Below are 19,102 nucleotides of genomic sequence, written 5' to 3'. Positions count from 1 at the left end.
GCGGGGGCAACCTTCCGAATCCTGTGACCGAGCCTGACTCCAAGATGAATACTGCATTCCGCAAGAACCTGCCAGGCACAGCCCTGGACTACTTCGATGCCCGCGCTGCCGTCGAGGCCATCAAGCCCGGTGCCTACGACAGCCTGCCGTATACCTCACGCGTGCTGGCCGAAAACCTGGTGCGCCGCTGCGACCCGGCCACCCTCGACGCCTCGCTGGGCCAGCTGATCGAGCGCAAGCGCGACCTCGACTTCCCATGGTTCCCGGCCCGCGTGGTGTGCCATGACATCCTCGGCCAGACCGCCCTGGTCGACCTCGCCGGCTTGCGTGATGCCATCGCCGACAAAGGCGGTGACCCGGCCCAGGTCAACCCGGTGGTGCCGGTGCAACTGATCGTCGACCACTCCCTGGCCGTGGAGTGCGGTGGCTTCGACCCACAGGCGTTCGAGAAGAACCGCGCCATCGAAGACCGTCGTAACGAAGACCGCTTCCATTTCATCAACTGGACCAAGAAGGCGTTCAAGAACGTCGACGTGATCCAGCCCGGCAACGGCATCATGCACCAGATCAACCTGGAGAAGATGTCGCCGGTCATCCACAGCGACCGCGGCGTGGCCTATCCGGACACCTGCGTCGGCACCGACAGCCACACTCCGCATGTCGACGCCCTGGGCGTGATCGCCATCGGTGTCGGCGGCCTGGAAGCCGAAAACGTCATGCTGGGCCGCGCCTCGTGGATGCGCCTGCCGGAAATCGTCGGCGTCGAGCTGACCGGCAAGCTGGCACCGAACATCACCGCCACCGACCTGGTGCTGGCCCTCACCGAGTTCCTGCGCAAGCAGAAAGTCGTCGGCGCCTACCTCGAGTTCCATGGCGAAGGCGCCCGCGCCTTGACCCTGGGCGACCGCGCCACGATCTCCAACATGGCCCCGGAATACGGCGCCACCGCTGCGATGTTCGCCATCGACCAGCAGACCATCGACTACCTCAAGCTGACCGGCCGCGATGATCAGCAGGTGCAGCTGGTGGAAACCTACGCCAAGGTTGCCGGCCTGTGGGCCGACAGCCTGGCCAAGGCCGAATACGAACGTACCCTGAGCTTCGACCTGTCGAGCGTGGTGCGCAACATGGCCGGCCCGTCCAACCCGCACGCCCGCGTCGCTACCAGCGACCTGGCGGCCAAGGGCATCGCTGGCGCCTGGGAAGAAGTGCCGGGGCAGATGCCCGACGGCGCGGTGATCATCGCCGCCATCACCAGCTGCACCAACACCAGCAACCCGCGCAACGTGATTGCCGCCGGCCTCCTGGCGCGCAACGCGAACAAGCTCGGCCTCAACCGCAAGCCGTGGGTCAAGTCGTCGCTGGCACCCGGCTCCAAGGCCGTGCAGCTATACCTGGAAGAAGCGGGGCTGGAAAAGGAGCTGGAGCAACTGGGCTTCGGCATCGTCGCCTTCGCCTGCACCACCTGCAATGGCATGTCCGGCGCACTGGACCCGGTGATCCAGCAGGAAATCATCGACCGTGACCTGTACGCCACCGCCGTGCTTTCGGGCAACCGCAACTTCGACGGGCGTATCCACCCTTACGCCAAGCAGGCGTTCCTCGCCTCGCCGCCGCTGGTGGTGGCCTACGCGATTGCCGGCACCATCCGCTTCGACATCGAAAAGGACGTGCTGGGCGTGGTCGACGGCAAGGAAATCCGCCTCAAGGACATCTGGCCGAGCGACGAGGAAATCGATGCAGTCGTGCGGGCAGCGGTGAAGCCGGAGCAGTTCCGCAAGGTCTATATCCCGATGTTCGCCATCGAGGAAGACCGCGGGCCGAAAGTCGCGCCGCTGTACGAATGGCGCCCGATGAGCACCTATATCCGCCGCCCGCCTTACTGGGAAGGGGCCTTGGCCGGTGAACGCACACTGCGTGGCATGCGCCCGCTGGCGGTGCTGCCGGACAACATCACCACCGACCACCTGTCGCCGTCCAACGCCATCCTGCTCGACAGCGCTGCGGGTGAATACCTGGCGAAGATGGGCCTGCCGGAGGAGGACTTCAACTCCTACGCCACCCACCGTGGTGACCACCTGACCGCGCAGCGCGCCACCTTCGCCAACCCCAAGCTGTTCAACGAAATGGTGCGCAAGGACGACGGCAGCGTGAAGCAAGGCTCGCTGGCGCGCATCGAGCCGGAAGGCAAGGTCACCCGCATGTGGGAGGCCATCGAAACCTACATGGAGCGCAAGCAGCCGCTGATCATCGTTGCCGGTGGCGACTATGGCCAGGGCTCGTCCCGTGACTGGGCGGCCAAGGGCGTGCGCCTGGCCGGTGTCGAGGCGATCGTCGCCGAGGGCTTCGAGCGCATTCACCGCACCAACCTGGTGGGCATGGGCGTGTTGCCGCTGGAGTTCAAGCCGGGCACCGACCGCAAGACCCTCGGCCTGGATGGCAGCGAGACCTATGACGTGCTCGGCCAGCGCAAGCCACGGGCGACGCTGACTCTGGTGGTCACGCGGCGCAATGGCGAGCGAGTCGAAGTGCCGGTCACCTGCCGCCTGGACACTGCTGAAGAAGTGTCGATCTATGAGGCGGGCGGGGTGCTGCAGCGCTTTGCCCAGGACTTCCTCGAAGCGACCGCTTGAACAGGACTTGAACATGGCACATGTAGCGCAAGTGAGAATCCCCGCCACGTACATCCGTGGCGGTACCAGCAAGGGCGTGTTCTTCCGCCTGCAAGACCTGCCGGAAGTGGCCCAGGTCCCAGGTCCGGCGCGCGACGCCTTGCTGTTGCGGGTGATCGGCAGCCCCGACCCTTATGCCAAGCAGATCGACGGCATGGGCGGCGCCACTTCGAGCACCAGCAAGACGGTGATCCTGTCGAAGAGCATCAAGCCCGGGCACGATGTCGATTACCTGTTCGGCCAGGTCGCCATCGACAAGGCCTTCGTCGACTGGAGCGGCAACTGCGGCAACCTGTCTGCCGCAGTCGGCTCGTTCGCCATCAGCAACGGCCTGGTCGATCCGGCGCGCATTCCGCGCAACGGCATCGCCACCGTGCGCATCTGGCAGGCCAACATTGGCAAGACCATCATCGCCCATGTACCGATCACCGAAGGCGAAGTGCAGGAAACCGGCGACTTCGAACTGGACGGCGTGACTTTCCCGGCCGCCGAAGTGCAGCTGGAGTTCCTTGACCCGGCCGCCGACGAGGATGGCGATGGTGGGGCGATGTTCCCCACCGGCAACCTGGTGGACGACCTGGAAGTGCCGGGTGTCGGCACCTTCAAGGCGACCTTGATCAACGCTGGCATCCCGACCGTGTTCGTCAATGCCGCCGACATCGGTTACACCGGTACCGAATTGCAGGATGCGATCAACGGCGACCCACAGGCGCTGCTGCGTTTCGAGACCATCCGCGCCTATGGCGCCGTGCGCATGGGCCTGATCGAGCATGTCGACCAGGCTGCCGGGCGTCAGCACACGCCGAAGGTGGCTTTCGTTGCCCCGCCGAGCACCTACACTGCGTCCAGTGGCAAGGCGGTTGCGGCTGGTGACATCGACCTGCTGGTGCGTGCGTTGTCCATGGGCAAGCTGCACCACGCGATGATGGGTACCGCGGCCGTGGCCATCGGTACCGCCGCGGCCATTCCAGGCACCTTGGTCAACCTCGCTGCGGGCGGGGGTGAGCGCAGTGCCGTGCGTTTCGGTCATCCGTCCGGCACCTTGCGGGTCGGGGCCGAGGCGCGCCAGGTGGATGGCCAGTGGACGGTGACCAAGGCAATCATGAGCCGCAGTGCTCGCGTGCTGATGGAGGGCTGGGTTCGCGTGCCTGGCGATAGCTTCTAACGCACCACTGGCGCTCGGCTTGGGATGAGTAGGGCTGCAATGCAGCCCCAACTTCACAGGAGCTGGCTATGAGCGCCAATGTGGACCTGAACGACCGCCCGGACTACGACCGGGTGCTGCAAACCCTCGCCGACTACGCCCTCACATACCGGGTCGAATCCCCTGAAGCCCTGGACACCGCACGCAACTGCCTGATGGACACCCTCGGCTGCGGCCTGCTGGCCCTGCGCTTCCCTGAATGCACCAAGCTTCTCGGCCCGCTGGTGGAAGGCACCGTGGTACCCAATGGCGCGCGCGTTCCCGGTACCGCCTATCGCCTCGACCCGGTCAAGGCGGCCTGGGATATCGGCTGCACCGTGCGCTGGCTGGACTACAACGATACCTGGCTGGCCGCCGAGTGGGCGCATCCTTCCGACAACCTTGGCGGCATCCTGGCGGTTGCCGATCACCTGTCGCAGAAGCGTGTGGCCAGCGGCGAAGCGCCGCTGCTGATGCGCGACGTGCTCGAAGCGATGGTCATGGCTCACGAGATCCAGGGCGTGCTGGCGCTTGAGAACTCCTTCAATCGTGTGGGCCTCGATCACGTGATACTGGTCAAGGTGGCCTCGACCGCCGTATGCGCCAGGCTGATGGGTGCCAACCGCGAGCAGATGCTTTCAGCCTTGTCTCATGCCTTCGTCGATGGCCAGGCGCTGCGCACTTATCGGCATGCGCCCAATGCCGGCTCGCGCAAGTCCTGGGCGGCCGGTGACGCCTCCAGCCGTGGTGTGCGCCTGGCCGATATCGCGCTGCGTGGGGAGATGGGCGTGCCGGGCGTGCTGACTGCGCCGCAATGGGGTTTCTACGATGTGTCGTTCAGCCACACCAACAAGGACCTGGCGCTCAAGCCTGCCGGCCAGTACGAATTGCGCGTGCCGCAACCGCTGGCCAGTTACGTGATGGAAAACGTATTGTTCAAGGTTAGCTTTCCCGCCGAATTCCATGCCCAGACGGCCTGCGAGGCGGCGGTCACCCTGCATCCGCTGGTGCGTAACCGCCTGCATGAAATCGACCGCATCGTCATTACCACCCAGGAGTCGGCGATCCGCATCATTTCCAAGAGCGGCCCGTTGGCCAACGCCGCTGACCGTGACCACTGCCTGCAGTACATGGTGGCGGTGCCGCTGATCTTCGGTCACCTGGTGGCCGAGCATTATGAAGATGCCTTCCATGCCAACCATCCGAGCATCGATCGCCTGCGCGAGAAGATGGAGGTAGTTGAAGACCCGCGCTTCAGCCGCGAATACCTGGAAGCGGACAAGCGCTCGATTGCCAATGCCGTGCAGGTGTTCTTCAAGGATGGCAGCAGCACCGAGCAGGTGTCGGTGGAGTATCCGATCGGGCATCGGCGGCGGCGGGAGGAGGGGATACCGCTGCTGGAGGCCAAGTTCAGGGAAAACCTGGCGACGCGCTTTGTGCGGCAGCGCTGTCAGCAGATTTTCGAGCTGTGCAAGGATCAGCAACAGCTGGAGCAGATGGCAGTGCACCGGTTTGTGGAGTTGTTCGTGATTTGAGGTTGCCTGTGCTGGCCAATTCGCGGGGCAAGCCCGCTCCTACAGGAATTGCATTGCCAGGATGAATAAAAAAGCCCCGGCATTTCTGCCGGGGCTTTGTTTACAGCCTACAACCGATGCTTATGCCTGAACCACCGGGATCTTGGCGTTGGCTGCCGCTTCGCGGAACTCGGCGATCTGATCGAAGCTCAGGTAGCGGTAGACGTCGGCAGCCATGCTGTCGATGTCCTTGGCGTACTGCATGTACTCTTCGACGGTCGGCAGCTTGCCGATGATCGAAGCGACCGCAGCCAGCTCGGCCGAGGCCAGGTACACGTTGGTAGCGTCGCCCAGACGGTTCGGGAAGTTACGGGTCGAAGTGGAAACCACGGTCGAACCGGTCTGCACACGTGCCTGGTTACCCATGCACAGCGAGCAGCCTGGCATTTCCATGCGCGCACCGGCCTTGCCGTAGATGCCGTAGTAGCCTTCTTCGGTCAGCTGGTGGGCGTCCATCTTGGTTGGCGGGGCCAGCCACAGGCGGGTCGGGATACCGCCCTTGACCTTGTCCAGCAGCTTGCCGGCAGCGCGGAAGTGACCGATGTTGGTCATGCACGAACCGATGAACACTTCGTCGATCTTCTCGCCCTGTACCGAGGACAGCAGGCGGGCATCGTCCGGGTCGTTCGGCGCGCAGAGCACAGGCTCTTTCACGTCGGCCAGGTCGATTTCGATGATTTCGGCGTATTCGGCATCGGCGTCGGCCGACAGCAGCTCAGGCTTGGCCAGCCAGGCTTCCATGGCCTGGGCGCGACGCTCCAGGGTGCGGGCATCGCCGTAGCCTTCGCCGATCATCCAGCGCAGCAGGGTGATGTTGGACTGCAGGTACTCGGCGATGGCCTTTTCCGGCAGCTTGATGGTGCAACCGGCAGCGGAACGCTCGGCCGAGGCGTCGGACAGCTCGAAGGCTTGCTCGACGGTCAGGTCGTCCAGGCCTTCGATTTCCAGGATGCGGCCGGAGAAGGCGTTTTTCTTGCCTTTCTTCTCGACGGTCAGCAGGCCCTTCTGGATGGCGTAGTAAGGGATGGCATGCACCAGGTCACGCAGGGTGATGCCTGGCTGCAGTTTGCCCTTGAAGCGCACCAGGATCGATTCTGGCATGTCCAGCGGCATGACGCCGGTGGCGGCGGCGAAGGCCACCAGGCCGGAACCGGCCGGGAACGAGATGCCGATCGGGAAGCGGGTGTGCGAGTCGCCACCGGTACCCACGGTATCAGGCATCAGCATGCGGTTCAGCCAGCTGTGGATGATGCCGTCGCCCGGGCGCAGCGACACGCCGCCACGGGTGCGGATGAAGTCTGGCAGGGTGTGGTGGGTGTTGACGTCGATCGGCTTCGGATAGGCCGCGGTGTGGCAGAACGACTGCATCACCAGGTCAGCGGAGAAGCCCAGGCATGCCAGGTCTTTCAGCTCGTCGCGGGTCATCGGGCCAGTGGTGTCCTGGGAGCCGACGGTGGTCATCTTCGGCTCGCAGTAGGCACCTGGACGCACGCCCTGGCCTTCTGGCAGGCCGCAGGCACGGCCGACCATCTTCTGCGCCAGGGTGAAGCCCTTGCCGGTGTCGGCAGGCTGCTCTGGTTTCTTGAACAGGTCGGAAGTACCCAGGCCCAGTTCGGCACGGGCTTTTTCGGTCAGGCCACGGCCGACGATCAGCGGGATACGGCCGCCAGCACGGACTTCGTCCAGCAGCACTTCGGTTTTCAGCGCGAACTCGGTGACCAGCTCGTCGCTGCCGTGACGGCGCACTTCACCTTTGAACGGGTAAACGTCGATGACGTCGCCCATGGCCAGGTTGGTGCAGTCGAATTCGATCGGCAGGGCGCCGGCGTCTTCCATGGTGTTGTAGAAGATCGGGGCGATCTTGGTGCCGAAGCAGAAGCCACCGGCGCGCTTGTTCGGCACGTACGGGATGTCGTCGCCGAAGAACCACAGCACCGAGTTGGTGGCGGATTTACGCGAGGAACCGGTACCGACCACGTCACCGACGTAAGCCACCGGGAAGCCCTTGGCCTTGACCGCTTCGATCTGTGCCAGCGGGCCGACCGAACCCGGCTGCGACGGCTCGATGCCGTCACGGGCCATTTTCAGCATGGCCAGGGCGTGCAACGGGATGTCAGGGCGCGACCAGGCGTCTGGAGCCGGGGACAGGTCGTCGGTGTTGGTTTCGCCAGGCACCTTGAACACGGTCAGGGTGTACTTGTCGGCGATGGCCGGACGCGAGGTGAACCACTCGCCGGCAGCCCAGGATTCCAGCACGGCCTTGGCGTGAGCGTTGCCGGCCTTGGCTTTTTCGGCCACGTCGTGGAAGGCATCGAACATCAGCAGGGTGTGCTTGAGCTGTTCGGCCGCGACGGCGCCCAGATCGGCGTCGTCGAGCAGCGCAACCAGCGTCTCGATGTTGTAGCCGCCCTGCATGGTGCCCAGCAGTTCAGCAGCGTGCTTGCGGTCGATCAGTGGCGACTTGGCTTCGCCCTTGGCGACGGCGGAGAGGAAAGCGGCCTTGACGTAGGCAGCTTCGTCGACCCCTGGTGGAACGCGGTTGGTGATCAGGTCTACGAGGAAGGCTTCTTCGCCGGCCGGCGGGTTTTTCAGCAGCTCGACCAGGCCTGCAGTTTGTTCGGCGTTCAGCGGCTGGGGCACGATACCCAGGGCGGCACGCTCTTCGATGTGTTTGCGGTAGGCTTCAAGCACAGTTATTACCCTCATCAGTGGTCCCTAAAGGGAGTCCGGGACGCTCATCCAGCATTCAATGCACCCATGCGCTGCCACGGCTTTGTGGGCCGCCCAGCCAGAGTCGCAAAGAATCCTTACAGAAGCTGCTTTCAAAGTTTTACGCCTGCAGAACGGGAGCTGATGAGGGCTGGCACGGGCATGCGAGGATGCATGGCCCGGGCCAACGCCGTTCTACCGGATGAACTGTGCTCGTGACGCTTTGAAAACAGCTTCCAACGGACATTGTTGCCTTGAAAAGGCGGGATGATTCTACGGTAAAAAAAGCCCGAAGGTAAGGCAGCGATCATGACTTTAACGGGTGACCCTGGTTAGACAAAGGGCTAACATGACCCCGTGTTCCACCGCCAAGCCGTTGTTTTCAATGTCCAACCAGTCCATCAAGACCCCTTGCGTCGGCCTTTGCTCCACTGTTTACGGGGACACGGTTTGCCGTGGCTGCAAGCGTTTCCACCATGAAGTGATCAACTGGAACGGTTACGCCGACGAGCAGAAGCGTGCCGTCTGGCTGCGCCTGGAGCAGCTGTTGGTGCAGGTGATGATGGCCAAGCTGGAAGTGTTCGACAAAGACTTGCTGCGCCAGCAGTTGCAGCAGCGCTCCATCCGCTTCGTCGAGCAGCAGTCGGAATACTGCTGGGCCTACCAGCTGATTGCCCGTGGGGCGCGGATGATTCGTGAGCTGGAAGCCTACGGCATGGTGCTGTTGCCGGAGTTTCGCGATTGGGAACTGCCGCAGCTGCGCGACGCCATCGACCGCGAGTTCTTCCTCTTGTCCGAGGCGCATTACCAGCGCTACATCGCCCCTGCGTTCCTCAAGCAGGCACTTGAGTAGCCCGCTTTCCCTCTGACGCTCATGCCCGGGTTGACCTAGCGTCGGTCTCTCCACGAACTGAAGCGGAGAGTCAGCATGAGCGATTACAACTTCAACCCCGGTTTTTCTTTTCTGGCGCGCTGCTGGTGGCAGGTCTCGGGCGGTTTCATCCAGGCCGAGCAGTGGGACACGCTGGACCACGCCCTTGCGCCGATCTGGGTCCAGTTCGGCAGCGAAGGGTTCGTGCACAACGATCATTGGGACCGCTACCTGAGGGCGGAACCTGAGGGTGTGAAGGTGCTGCAGCTAGGGCCATCAGACTACCGGACCTCGGAGCACAGGTACTGCGAACTGTTCTGGTTTGGCGCGTACAACCTTCGCCAGGACCGGAGCGGGGCCAAGCTACGGTATGAGATCCGGCCCTATGACAGGGTATGGACACCGTACAACTGGATCCTCGAGAACAATCCCAGCCCCTGGTCCGGTTATGTGGCCATGAGGCGCCCCAGCCAAAGAGCCGGGGCTCTGGGAGCCGAGAGCACCTCGATGCTCTGGAGCCTCGGAGGCCTGGATCTCAGTAATCTGAGCAAAGGGCAACGTCATTGCAATATCGAATTGCTCAGCCCGTCCGGTAGGTTGGCCAGGCGGTACTACAAGCGTGGGGCATGGTTGCTGAACACCGTCAGCGGCACGCCAGGCCTGATATCGCTGGAAATCGAAAACGTGCCTCACCCCGCGTTCAAAGGCTAGCCTTCGATCAGTCGCCGGTATATTCGCACCCGCTGGTGCAGGTTTCGTGGATACGCACCTTCGACAACTCCGGCATCAGCGGCTTGACCTGTTGCCAGATCCACTTGGCGATCACTTCGCTGGTGGGGTTTTCCAGGCCTGGGATGTCGTTCAGGTAGTTGTGGTCCAACTGCTCGTAGATCGGCTTGAAGATCGCCTTGACCTCGGCGAAATCGCGGATCCAGCCAGTGTGCGGGTCAAGCGGGCCGGTCAGGTGCAGGCCGACCTTGAACGAGTGGCCGTGCAGGCGGCCGCACTTGTGCCCTTCAGGGACGTGGGGCAGGCGGTGGGCCGATTCGAATGTAAATTCCTTGAAGATTTCCACTGGTGGACCTGTATAGCTGGTGGGATAAGGGCTTGAGCGGAAATTGGTGTTTCAATGTACTGCTCAATGTACTGATTGGTCGTTGCTGGGCTCGAAAGAGGTCATCCACTGGGTGATGTCTGACTGGCGCCAGGCGACTGAATTGGGTCCTATCTTAACCTGTTTTGGAAAGGTGCCCTCACGGATTCTGCGATAGACGGTGTTCCGTCCGATCCCGGTCACGTGCAGCACCTCGTCGAGGCGCAGGAAGCGGTCAATGTTTTCTGCGTGTCGCATGGGTGTCTCCTTTATATAGAGGGTCAGGCGAGAAAGTGATGCCCGACCTTCGCCGCCCGGGCGGCTTCCTCGGTGCGGAACATGAGCCTGGTCTTGCTGGTGCTGCCCCATGCGTTGCACTCGACATCGACCCACCAGGCGCCGAACTTGCGGTACGGCTCGCCGAGGATCTTCGTGACGTAGCAGTCGATCAGGTTCATGGATGGCTCCTGGCTCAGTCCCAGTCGTGAGTGATCTTCGGGTTAATAGGTGGTGTGCATTGGAGGGTGGCCAGATCAAGAAGAGTGAAATGGCCATCCATCCAGCCGGCGGTGTCGATGTGGAAAACATTGCCGAGCACGGCCGGCTGCCGGAGCGGGGTGTGCCCACATACAAGGGCGCGCAAGCCTTGGACGCCCTCCTTGTCGCCATCCTGAATTCGGCTGCGCGACCACATGCAGGTGTTTTGCGTCAGTCGCAACTGCTTGGCGGTCTCGGGCGCTTCAAGACCGGACCGCAACTGATCCCAGGACGGGAAAGGGCAGTCCGCGTGCACGACACCCACCAGGCCGCCGGGCGTCTCCACCTCTATGGCGATCGGCAGCTCGCGGAACTGAGCGGCGAACTCTCGCTGCTCATCCCAGGCCAGGCCGGCGAACCAGGCGCCGCCGTTGTAGACCCAGTTGTCTACGTCGCAGGTATCGAACCGGCATACATAGTCGTCGTGGTTGCCGCGCACTGGGTGGAACCATGGCTTGGCCAACCAGGCGAGCACATCCCGACATTCAGGCCCACGGTCGACCAGGTCGCCGACACTGAACAGCCGGTCAGCTGCCGGATCGAAGCCGACTGCGTCCAGGGCGCTCTGCAGGCGGGTGAAGTGCCCGTGAATGTCGCCAACCGCGAAATCGCGGCCAGCCGTGTTCCTGGCGAAGCGCTTGATGCGCAACACCTCGATGTTTTCGAGCATTGGTGTCTCCACGCCGCCGGTGGCGGCAGGTTGGTGGTCAGTCGCAGCTGCTCGAGCTGGAACCGCTATCGCTGGAACTGCTGCTGTCGCTCGACGAGTAGCTGCTGCCGCTGTCGTAGGTGCTGTAGTCCCGACTGGCGCACGAACTGCTCGAGCGAGCGGGCTCGTAGCTGTCCGCCAGATGTATGGGATGCATAGGGCTGACCGGGCTCATGGGGTTGAGCGGGTCGAGCATCGGGTCTTGCCGGCCGGATGCCGGGCTGTGGCCACGGGCATACCCGGTCGGGCCGAGCGCGGCGCGTTGTGCCGGCTTCTTCTTGCGCTTGAACAGGCGGGCCAAGAAATTGAGCATGAGTCTCTCCATGCCCGCGCATGTCGGCGGGCTTGAGTAGTAGGGGGAGGGGTTACTCGCTGTACTGCTTGCGGATGCGGCGGGCGATGGCTCGAAGCTCCCAGCCCATCTCAAACATCTCGTTGTTGTCGCGGCGCGAGACGACCGGTGAGCGCGCGACGTTCCGGCCGCCGAGGATCCAGGCGGCCAGCAGGATCAACGCCGATTCGAGCTGGCGCCGGAGCCAGCCTTTGCGCGGGATCATCGCGGCCCCCTGTAGATCAGGTAGGCCATGTACATCAGGGGCAGGATCATGGTTGGACCTCCTGCTGCACGCCAAGCTCTCCCATCACCTCGGTGGCGATGGCAAAGCCAGGGCTCCCAAGTGGGCATTCCTGGATGATGCGGTTCAGGCCATCGATCAGATCGCGGGCCGTGCCGACCATCATGTCGGCGTCGGCATCCATGTCCAGGCCGAGGGCTTCGCCAATGCTGCCGATGGAGACGCAGGCATCCAAAAGCATGCGCTTGCTGCGCTCTGCATCCTTGCGTAGGGCCTCGTTCTCGGCGAGCAGGACAAGCACTGCAGCCGGGTGTACCGCAGCGATGAACTCGCGGTATTCCTCCGGGCAGTGGATGCTGTCCCCATGGGCGCTCAGCGCGTCGCCATCTGCACCGTGCCTACCGTCCCTATCCGTTGTAAGCCGCAGGGTGGAGTTGCTGGTCCACCAGGTCCATGACACCCCGCCTGTGGCCTCGGCCAAGGCCTTCAATTTTTCGCAGTCACTGCTCATGGCATAGCTCCTTCGGCACTTTGATGGTTTCGCCGAGCTTGTAGTGGACGAGGCCTCGGCAGAACGCGACGAGGGCGGTGGGGCCGTAGCACCAGACTCCCGCGCCCTCCGGCCCACCGCTGTAGCAGACGTCATCGGCCAGGCCTGGGCAGTGCTGGGCGCTGCCGCGATGCCTGTCGATTAACTGGCAGCCTTGTGCCCAGTAGGTGGATGGGCGGTAACCGAAACCCTCCGCTGCGCCTCGGATGCTGATGCTGGTAGGCACGCCGTCGCGGTGCCACACAGTTGTCCGGCATTCCGGGTCTATGGTGAATCCTTCGGCCATGGCCACCGCCCAGTCCAAGGGCGCCCCGATCAGGTTGGACGCCTTCACTTCGATCAGGTCGGTCATGCTCGCTGCTCCTTCTTACGCTCCACATCGATTTGCTCGTAGAGAGCGTCAACGCGCTTCTGCTTGCGGTTGATCGCCTCGGAGCGGGTCAGATGGTCCCTCATGGCCTTGCCATAGGGCTCGATCTTCTCGATCAGCCGAAGGCGTTCATTCGGGTCTTGCGACGCGTTGAATTGCGTGGCCAGGCGATCACGCTCACCAAAGTCGAGGTGGTCAAGTGCGCGGTTTTCCTTCTCCATCTCATCAATGACGGCCGCCGATTGCCGGCTCCAGCGCAGGTACAGGACGTCACTTCTCTTGGGCTTGATGAAAAAGTGCTGCGACCTGATCCAGTCCACCAAGTCTTCTTTGGTCATTTCGTCGAGCACATCTTTGCGCGCGGCTTTTGTCACAGCTCATACCTCTCATCAATCCAGCGCCCAGGCGCCAGTACGGGTGTAGGTTCGGGTTGGGTTTCGTGCGGGGAGAGTTGGCGCTCGTTGCCGGCCTGCAGCTGGCTGTCGGGAATGCAGCTGATTCCGACCCCGTTCAGCAGGTAGCAGGTGACGCCGCGCTGGCTGTCGTGCTGCACGTCGATGACGTTCTCGGTTGCGCTGGCGCCGGTGGCCAGCAGCAGGAGGCAGAGGGCGAGGCGGGTCATTTGCGCAGGCCCTCGTCCGGGTCCAGCCCGTAACGCCGGCACAGCGCTTGGGCTACGCCTGAGCCGCATACAAAGGCGTCCATCATGAGCACCCAGCGTTGGGTCTTCTGCCTGCTGGTTCCGCTGACACACCTGACCGCAGTGCCGATGAGGTCATCTTCCGTGTATTCACAGCCCGCCAGCGTGATGGTCCGGCTCTTCCCGTTCAGGTGCTCGAGCGCTGCCCGGAACTGCTCGATGTACTCTTCCTGGGTTGATCCCCACCGGTTGACCAGGCATTCATCATCAACCGGGAAGCCTTCATCTTCGGGCTCGTCCGAAGGGGTGCCAGGCACCATCAGGAATTCACTCTCCACAGCCTGAAGAAGGTCGGAGAAGCGCTTTGTGTTCCTGACGTTGACCTCAAGAACGCTGATCGGATGCGAGTGATGCAGGCCGAAAATGTCGTAAATGCGCGCCACGTCTGGGTGCAATTGGTTTTCTTCAGGCATGACTTCGTCCTTGGCCGCCATATCGCGGCAGTGAATAGAGGGGAGAGGGGTTAGAAATCGAGAGAGTATTCAGCCAAGTAGGCTTCTTGCGGGGTCTGTCCACGCGCCCAGTTGTATTCCTTCCACAGCTCTGGCATGCCGGGCGTGTGTCCGTGCTTGGCGGCAATAGCCACTAGTTCGGCCCACCACTGTTCCCAGCTCACGGCTGGCGCTCAAGGGCGGCGCACGCTGCGATGGCTGCCGTGGTTATGTCGTTGCGGTGAGCTGGTAGGTAGCCGATCAGAGCCATGTGCGCCTGACTCGCTACACGGAGCGCTTCGGCCAGCTTGTCGTTCAGCTGCTCGACCACTGAAAGGTTCTTGATTCCGTGGCTGCGAGACTGAAAATCATCGACCCTGCGGCGCAGATCGTCGCGCTCCTCACGCACCTCGCGAAGCTCTTTGCCGATCCGCTCGACCTCGGTCGTGTCAGCCCCGATTCGGTGATTCAGCTCTTGCGCAAAGGCTGCGCACCAATTGGTTGTTCCGCGCAGATGATTGGCAGGCCCAAAAGATGCGAACTGATAAGCCCCCAAGACCTGTTCGGCATTGATCACCGGCTCGGCCTGGTGCTGCTCGGCAAGCGCTACGCCGGCCATCGGCCCCAGGCCAACAATCGGCAGTCCAGTCGCCGCCGCATCACGCTCTGCCTCTTCTTTGGTCCACCAGATGGCAGTACCAACCATCCAGGCTATAGGCTCGGGGTGGGGCTGCGGGGCTGCCATGGCTTGGATGATGTTCAGCAGATCATGGCGCTCAAGTTCATCGCAGTCGCCCAGGCACAGGCGATCGCCAATGTCGCGTGTGCACTGCGCATCGTCCTCGGTCAACTCTTCGGAGCTGCCAACCCAACCGCAACGGCGGCATTGGGCGGGGTAGTAACGTCCAACCAGCGGCTCCAGGCCAATGTATGGCGGCACGCTGACCATCTCTGTGTTGCTGGATCGGTTTTCTGTGGGCATGGGTAACTCCGGCGGTCAGTCGAAAAGGTGCTCGCGGCGCCCTGTCTCGTGGTAGTGCAGGTCCTGGATGGCCTGCTGCGGGTCGATGGTGAACATCGGGTTGCAGGTAGTGCAGTGGCCGGCGATCTTGATTGCCTGGAACGACAGCGTGATGGATGAGTGGTCCCGATAGCAGGACGGGCACTTGATCGAGTCGCTTTCGCAGCACAAGCGAGCTTCGTCTTCGCCGTCGTGGATGGTCTTGCATACTGGGCATTCGAACATCTCCTCCACTTCTGGCTGGCAGCACTCCCTGGCTCCATCTTCATCGTCGTGGATGTCGCCACAGGAGCCGCACTTGTAGAGCGTCCTGATCTGAATCTTCATGGTGCCTCCAGGCAGGCGCCGCCCTCGCCGGGGAGGCGTTATCGTTGAATAGGGGAAGGCGCTGGCGGGCAGCGCTATCGTTTCGGGTAGGTCTGCGTCAGCGCGCCATTGACCACATGCCCGCGCCGCAGCACCAGGTTGGCCAGCGCGGCGCGGTCTTTCTGGCTGTGACTGGCCTGGCCAAGCAGGCCGAAGTAGCTGTTGGCCGTCTCGCGCAGGCTCTCTGCTGGTGCCGCAGCGGTACGCTTCATGGCCTGAGCCACTGACTTCTTGCGCGTGGTGCGGCGCCAGGGCTTGATCACATGCCCAACGAAGTCCACGCCGCGGTCAATTGGCTGCAGTATGGTCTTCGAAGGGTTGAGCCTGACGCCGAGGCTGGGCAGGAAGTCTTCGATCTGCTGGAGCCAGTCATTCAACTGCTGCGGTGACTCATGCAGCAGCACGAAGTCATCGACGTATCGGATGTAGTGCTTGGCCCTGAGCGTGTGCTTGCAGAACTGGTCCAGGGCGTCGAGGTAGACGTTGGCGAAGAACTGCGATGACAGGTTGCCGATGGGCAGACCGAGGTACGCCGGCTGCGCGGTGAGGCGCTTGTGCTGCGGTACTCGGTTGAAAAGGTTCGCCGGGCTGCGCTCCACGTGGTTCTCGCGCGGGTCATGCATCAGCACCTGCAGGGCCAGCCGCCTGAACCACGGGTCATCGATACGGCCGGCCAACTGCCGGCCAAGCACGCGCTTGTCGATCGACACGAAGAAGTTGGCTAGGTCGCACTTGAGGTAGAAGCCCGGCCGCGACCAGTTCTGTGTCTGGCTGCGGATCTTCGCCTCCATTCGCTTACCGGCGTACAGCGTGCCGCGCCCTGGGATACAGGCGCAGCTGTCCGCTATGAAGCTGCGCTCGATGGCGGGGCCGATGCGGTTGTACAGCAGGTGGTGCACGATGCGGTCGCGGAAGTCGGCAGCCCATACTTCGCGGGCCTTTGGCCGGGTGACCACAAAGCAGATTGAGCGACCTGGCTGGTAGGTGCCAGCCTGGAGCTCGTCGAATAGGTCGAGGAGATTGATCTCCATGTCCACTTCGAAGCGTCGGGCGCTCGCGGTGTTCCGCTTGTTCCGTCGGCAATCGTAGTAGGCCTGGGCCAATTCCTCGAAGGTGAAGCTCGCAACGGGCGAATCTGCGGACGGGGCGGACGAGACGCTCGTTGTTCTTGTCGTTGTTGTTGAGCCAGCCATCCTCAAAGTCCATGTTGTAGGCGTTGTTGGCGGAGAACTGCGACCTATCGTGCTATCTACGTCGCCAGGACGATTGCTCAGCCTGGAAACTGCGCCGGACCTACCAGCATTCGTTGGCGGTATCCGTGCTGCGCATGGCGGTGATCATAGATCAGCGGCACGACCAGATTCAGCGCACAGGCAGGAGGGCCGTAACCCTCAAGCAGCGGGCGCGGTTGCGGATTTCTTCCAGGCGTTCGCCTGGCGACCTATGGAGGCCGTGAGCTTCATTGCCTTGGCGTGCTGCCCCTTGCTGATCAGGCCCTTGTTGGTGAGGGCGCGCAGTAGGTAATTCAGCATCCAGACGCTCTCGAGCAGGAGGTTCAGGTGCGGGAGCTTGTCCCTTGCCATATTGGCGCGACCGATCAGCACCAGGGCCTGAAGGCATTCGTCCCGGATCTTCGAGCCGACGACCTGCTTGAGATCGCGAGGGATGTTTCGAACCAGGTCGAGCGATAGGCCGAGCAGTTCCTCGGCCACCTTGTGTATCTCAAGCTCTGTGTGAAGGGCCATCCTGGACTCCTAAAAGCGAGGGCGCCGAGGCGCCCATGAATGAAGAATTGGATTACGGAATAAATCTGCGGACGGGGCGGACGAGACGCTCGTAGACCTTGCCGGAGTAGTCGAGCCAGCCACCCTCAAAGCCCACGCTGTAGGCGCTGCTGGCGGAGACCTGCGAAGACGACCAGTGATAGGCCTTTTCGAACAACTCCGGCACGTTCGCCTCGGCCACCTGCAGCTCGCGGCGCGCCGGCAGGTAGAAGTCGCTGTGCCCATCGGCGGTGAACTCGCTGGCCAGCTTAGCGGCCGGGTGTTCGTTGCTGTCGGCCAGCAGTGCCCGGGTATTGACCAGGCCGTCGCTCATGCTGGTGGCGCCTTCGCATTCCTCGCCACGACCGCCCCATTCAGCGCGAAGCTGCTCGGTTAGTACTGGCACGATCAGGTAGTAGTCGGGCGCGCCGCCCTCGCCGCGCACCAGGCCGGCGTTATAGCCGCCTTGCCCTGGCCAGTACGAGCCCAAGGCCGGAACGCTGGAAGGCGCTGAATCAAGCGCTGCATAGTTCAGCAGGCGGTCGAACTCGCGCTGGATGATTCGGGACGCCACACCGGCGTCAATGCTGATACTGACTTGCTCCATGGGGTGCTCCTGATGGAAGTAGGTGCAGGCGGCCGGCGCTTCCCGGCACGCTTCTGGTCTGATCGCCGTCCTGACGAACCCGGAATCGCCTGCAAAGAAAGGAATGAAGGGGTGAATTACTGAAGGATGAGGCTGCGGACGGGGCGGACGAGACGCTCGTTGTACTTGCCGTAGTGGTAGAGCCAGCCACCCTCAAAGCCCATGGTGTAGGCGCGGTAGGCGGAGAACTGCGTGCTCAAGTGGTGCCAGCGGTCCTCGCGCAGGGTGACCAGGCCTTCAGCCTTCGCCGCCATCACCAGCTGGCCTTCCAGGCAGGATGGGATGTGCGCGCCCAGCTCCAGGGCCTTGATGGCGATCTCGCTACCGGCCTCGGCCATGGCGCGGGTGTTCGCCTCGCCGTCGCTGTAGCTGCCGGCGCCCTTGAGCTCGACGCCGTACTCGCCCCAGGCACCTTCGAATTCATCAGGCAGCAGCACCAGGGCGCGTTCTTGGCCGTTCAGCCAATAGCGGGTAACGAAGATGCCTCCAGCCAGTGGCTGGCCGCGCTCAGGCAGGTCGGCGGCGGCAATGGATTGCAGTACAGATTGGGTCATGACTTTCTCCAGGGTGTAGGCCGCCCTCCATGGCTGGTGGCGGTGAGTTGGTAATGCAGGATTGTGGTCAGGCGCGGCTGGCGATCAGCAGCAGCCCGGTATCATCTGGGTCGTCGCCCATCAGCAAATCAGGCGCGCGCAGCTCGCGCCCAATGCGGAATTGGTCGAGCCGGCGCGCCACAAAATCCGACACAACGATTTCGTGGCGCGGTGCACTGAGGAAGTGGCGGGCCGCTTCAGGCCCTAATTCATGGATGCGGTGGATCATCAGGGTCATGGCTTCGCCGTTCTCTTCGACCTCGGCCCATCCCATGATGTCGGCCAGGGCCTGGCGGGTGCCTTGGCCGGCCTTCATCCGAAGATCTTCAACCTTGGCCCTGGCATCTTTGGCCCTGCGCTTCTCGTCACGCTGCTGCTGCGTCAGGGTCATCACCGCCTCCATTGCGCACGAACGATGTGCCCGGCGCGTACTCCAGCAGGTCGCACACCCGGTTGATGATCTTGAGCGCTGCGTCGAACACCTTGGCTTCGTCCGGCTCGCGTGCCAGCCGCTTCATGTTCGGTTGGTGCTCGAGGCAGACTTTGTCGGCCAGGCGCCGGGCCAGCCTGCGCAAGTGGTCGGCGCTGTCGTGCACGCGCAGGCTCAGCGCGAAGGCCAGGGCCACATCATCAGGCCGGTATTGACCGCCGCTGCGGGTGTTGTACAGCTTCTTGACCGGCCGATTCATCCAGGCCGGCAGGGTTACGACTCCAGAGGGTGCTTTCTGCATTTCGGTGC

General features: G+C 62.9%; 25 protein-coding genes. 5 read left to right on the top strand and 20 right to left on the bottom strand.

What is annotated here, in order from left to right; translation table 11 throughout:
* Positions 1-44 precede the first annotated feature (44 nt).
* The 3 genes from acnD (at position 45) to prpD (ending at position 5,390) form a co-directional block, all read left to right on the top strand.
* Positions 45-2,633 (top strand): Fe/S-dependent 2-methylisocitrate dehydratase AcnD, encoded by a 2,589-nt coding sequence (gene acnD, locus ACOKS3_RS19375; protein ID WP_103448144.1) that lies wholly within the window; start codon positions 45-47, stop codon positions 2,631-2,633.
* A 13-nt stretch (positions 2,634-2,646) separates the two neighbouring features.
* A complete protein-coding gene (prpF, locus tag ACOKS3_RS19370; protein WP_103448143.1) occupies positions 2,647-3,837 on the top strand; it encodes a 2-methylaconitate cis-trans isomerase PrpF in 1,191 nt (396 codons plus the stop codon).
* 68 nt (positions 3,838-3,905) lie between these two features.
* Positions 3,906-5,390 (top strand): 2-methylcitrate dehydratase, encoded by a 1,485-nt coding sequence (prpD, locus tag ACOKS3_RS19365; RefSeq protein WP_103448142.1) that lies wholly within the window; start codon positions 3,906-3,908, stop codon positions 5,388-5,390.
* A 120-nt stretch (positions 5,391-5,510) separates the two neighbouring features.
* Here prpD and acnB read toward each other — a convergent pair whose 3' ends face one another.
* Positions 5,511-8,120 carry a bifunctional aconitate hydratase 2/2-methylisocitrate dehydratase gene (gene acnB / locus ACOKS3_RS19360; RefSeq protein ID WP_103448141.1) on the bottom strand — a complete coding sequence of 870 codons (2,610 nt, stop codon included), beginning with the start codon at positions 8,118-8,120 and terminating at the stop codon, positions 5,511-5,513.
* A 403-nt stretch (positions 8,121-8,523) separates the two neighbouring features.
* Here acnB and ACOKS3_RS19355 point away from each other — a divergent pair, with 403 nt between their 5' ends.
* On the top strand, positions 8,524-8,991 hold the full coding sequence (locus tag ACOKS3_RS19355; protein ID WP_422763930.1) for a DUF1289 domain-containing protein: 468 nt from the start codon (positions 8,524-8,526) through the stop codon (positions 8,989-8,991).
* Positions 8,992-9,066: 75 nt separating this feature from the next.
* Positions 9,067-9,720, top strand: coding sequence for a hypothetical protein (locus tag ACOKS3_RS19350; RefSeq protein WP_103448139.1), 654 nt, complete (start codon positions 9,067-9,069; stop codon positions 9,718-9,720).
* 7 nt (positions 9,721-9,727) lie between these two features.
* Here ACOKS3_RS19350 and queD read toward each other — a convergent pair whose 3' ends face one another.
* From queD to ACOKS3_RS19255, 19 genes are all read right to left on the bottom strand, one after another.
* A complete protein-coding gene (queD, locus tag ACOKS3_RS19345; RefSeq protein WP_103448138.1) occupies positions 9,728-10,084 on the bottom strand; it encodes a 6-carboxytetrahydropterin synthase QueD in 357 nt (118 codons plus the stop codon).
* A gap of 63 nt (positions 10,085-10,147) precedes the next feature.
* The gene (locus tag ACOKS3_RS19340) at positions 10,148-10,360 is read right to left on the bottom strand and encodes a helix-turn-helix transcriptional regulator (RefSeq protein ID WP_054883587.1); all 213 of its coding nucleotides are present in this window, start codon (positions 10,358-10,360) and stop codon (positions 10,148-10,150) included.
* 23 nt (positions 10,361-10,383) lie between these two features.
* Positions 10,384-10,560, bottom strand: coding sequence for a hypothetical protein (locus ACOKS3_RS19335; RefSeq protein ID WP_422763901.1), 177 nt, complete (start codon positions 10,558-10,560; stop codon positions 10,384-10,386).
* A gap of 14 nt (positions 10,561-10,574) precedes the next feature.
* Positions 10,575-11,309: a metallophosphoesterase gene (locus ACOKS3_RS19330; protein WP_422763900.1), complete on the bottom strand. Its 735-nt coding sequence runs from the start codon at positions 11,307-11,309 to the stop codon at positions 10,575-10,577.
* Between the two features lie 37 nt (positions 11,310-11,346).
* Entirely contained in the window at positions 11,347-11,661 is a 315-nt protein-coding gene (locus tag ACOKS3_RS19325; RefSeq protein ID WP_422763899.1) for a hypothetical protein, read from the bottom strand.
* 52 nt (positions 11,662-11,713) lie between these two features.
* Entirely contained in the window at positions 11,714-11,905 is a 192-nt protein-coding gene (locus tag ACOKS3_RS19320) for a hypothetical protein (RefSeq protein ID WP_422763898.1), read from the bottom strand.
* Between the two features lie 46 nt (positions 11,906-11,951).
* Positions 11,952-12,434: a hypothetical protein gene (locus tag ACOKS3_RS19315; RefSeq protein WP_422763897.1), complete on the bottom strand. Its 483-nt coding sequence runs from the start codon at positions 12,432-12,434 to the stop codon at positions 11,952-11,954.
* Positions 12,424-12,825, bottom strand: a complete 402-nt coding sequence (locus ACOKS3_RS19310) for a phage protein NinX family protein (protein ID WP_422763896.1) — start codon at positions 12,823-12,825, stop codon at positions 12,424-12,426. Before ACOKS3_RS19310 ends, ACOKS3_RS19315 begins: the two co-directional genes overlap by 11 nt.
* A complete protein-coding gene (locus ACOKS3_RS19305; RefSeq protein WP_422763895.1) occupies positions 12,822-13,217 on the bottom strand; it encodes a hypothetical protein in 396 nt (131 codons plus the stop codon). Before ACOKS3_RS19305 ends, ACOKS3_RS19310 begins: the two co-directional genes overlap by 4 nt.
* A complete protein-coding gene (locus ACOKS3_RS19300) occupies positions 13,214-13,465 on the bottom strand; it encodes a hypothetical protein (RefSeq protein ID WP_422763894.1) in 252 nt (83 codons plus the stop codon). Before ACOKS3_RS19300 ends, ACOKS3_RS19305 begins: the two co-directional genes overlap by 4 nt.
* A complete protein-coding gene (locus ACOKS3_RS19295; protein WP_422763893.1) occupies positions 13,462-13,956 on the bottom strand; it encodes a hypothetical protein in 495 nt (164 codons plus the stop codon). The genes ACOKS3_RS19300 and ACOKS3_RS19295 overlap by 4 nt, the downstream gene beginning before the upstream one ends.
* A 199-nt stretch (positions 13,957-14,155) precedes the next feature.
* Positions 14,156-14,956, bottom strand: coding sequence for a hypothetical protein (locus ACOKS3_RS19290; RefSeq protein WP_422763892.1), 801 nt, complete (start codon positions 14,954-14,956; stop codon positions 14,156-14,158).
* A 15-nt stretch (positions 14,957-14,971) separates the two neighbouring features.
* On the bottom strand, positions 14,972-15,322 hold the full coding sequence (locus tag ACOKS3_RS19285) for a hypothetical protein (RefSeq protein WP_422763891.1): 351 nt from the start codon (positions 15,320-15,322) through the stop codon (positions 14,972-14,974).
* A 74-nt stretch (positions 15,323-15,396) separates the two neighbouring features.
* Positions 15,397-16,554 (bottom strand): RNA-directed DNA polymerase, encoded by a 1,158-nt coding sequence (locus ACOKS3_RS19280; RefSeq protein ID WP_463581452.1) that lies wholly within the window; start codon positions 16,552-16,554, stop codon positions 15,397-15,399.
* A 198-nt stretch (positions 16,555-16,752) separates the two neighbouring features.
* Entirely contained in the window at positions 16,753-17,106 is a 354-nt protein-coding gene (locus ACOKS3_RS19275) for a four helix bundle protein (protein WP_422763889.1), read from the bottom strand.
* A gap of 52 nt (positions 17,107-17,158) precedes the next feature.
* Positions 17,159-17,731, bottom strand: coding sequence for a DUF1566 domain-containing protein (locus ACOKS3_RS19270; protein ID WP_422763887.1), 573 nt, complete (start codon positions 17,729-17,731; stop codon positions 17,159-17,161).
* A 116-nt stretch (positions 17,732-17,847) separates the two neighbouring features.
* Positions 17,848-18,324: a hypothetical protein gene (locus tag ACOKS3_RS19265; protein WP_422763886.1), complete on the bottom strand. Its 477-nt coding sequence runs from the start codon at positions 18,322-18,324 to the stop codon at positions 17,848-17,850.
* Between the two features lie 67 nt (positions 18,325-18,391).
* On the bottom strand, positions 18,392-18,754 hold the full coding sequence (locus tag ACOKS3_RS19260; protein ID WP_422763885.1) for a hypothetical protein: 363 nt from the start codon (positions 18,752-18,754) through the stop codon (positions 18,392-18,394).
* Positions 18,729-19,094: a DUF7740 domain-containing protein gene (locus ACOKS3_RS19255; RefSeq protein WP_422763884.1), complete on the bottom strand. Its 366-nt coding sequence runs from the start codon at positions 19,092-19,094 to the stop codon at positions 18,729-18,731. Before ACOKS3_RS19255 ends, ACOKS3_RS19260 begins: the two co-directional genes overlap by 26 nt.
* Positions 19,095-19,102 lie beyond the last annotated feature (8 nt).

It is taken from the genome of Pseudomonas sp. HS6-2, from assembly GCF_049325675.2.
Taxonomy (GTDB): Bacteria; Pseudomonadota; Gammaproteobacteria; order Pseudomonadales; family Pseudomonadaceae; genus Aquipseudomonas; species Aquipseudomonas putida_N.
The sequence above is the reverse complement of the archived record's forward strand: the minus strand, read 5'-3'. Positions and strand labels throughout refer to the sequence as shown.